The sequence below is a fragment of the Eubacterium sp. AM46-8 genome (genome assembly GCF_003466705.1).
Classification (GTDB): Bacteria; Bacillota; Clostridia; order Lachnospirales; family Lachnospiraceae; genus Lachnospira.
This window is the reverse complement of the sequence record NZ_QSEU01000040.1, coordinates 1-786: the sequence shown is the minus strand read 5'-3', so window position 1 is coordinate 786 and position 786 is coordinate 1. Positions and strand designations below refer to the sequence as shown.

1 protein-coding gene is annotated in these 786 nt (G+C 36.3%); it reads right to left on the bottom strand.

What is annotated here, in order from left to right; translation table 11 throughout:
* A partial coding sequence (locus DW963_RS13360; protein WP_158568734.1) for a hypothetical protein occupies nucleotides 1-786 on the bottom strand: 786 nt, incomplete at both ends.

Sequence of the window (786 nt, the reverse complement as noted above, 5' to 3'; positions counted from 1 at the left end):
TCTTATCAGCTCCAACTTCTGTTCCAAACGTTGCTGACTTAGTATATCCAGGAACAAGTTCTGTATCTGTTCCTTCAATGACATACTTTACAGAATAATCAAATGTATCGGCCACATAGTAAACCTTTATTACACCCTTATCAGCTATTGTTGATGGTATTGTTGCCGGGTCTGTCTTTTCAAACTTATATCCTGCTCCGAACTTATCTGTAGTATTAATCTCAGAGAGCTTTACCTGCTGTTGAGTAGCATTAACCCAGATATTATTAGTAAATGTCTCTGTCTTAGAGTCATCCTTAACTCCATCCTTGTAATACTCTACTGTATAAGATACTGTCTTCTTCTGACCATCATCTCTTACATAGTATACCTTGATAACACCATTATCAGCTATTGTTGCTGGTATTGTTGCTGGGTCTGTCTTTTCAAACTTATATCCTGCTCCGAACTTATCTGTAACATTAATCTTTGTTGCATCTACCGGCTGTACATTATCATTTACCCAGATATTATTAGTAAATGTCTCTGTCTTAGAGTCATCCTTAACTCCATCCTTGTAATACTCTACTGTATAAGATACTGTCTTCTTCTGACCATCATCTCTTACATAGTATACCTTGATAACACCATTATCATCTATTGTTACTGGTATTGTTGCCGGGTCAGTCTTTTCGAACTTATATCCTGCTCCGAACTTATCTGTAACATTAATCTTTGTTGCATCTACTGGCTGTACGTTATCATTTACCCATATATTGTTAGTAAATGTCTCTGTCTTAGAGTCAT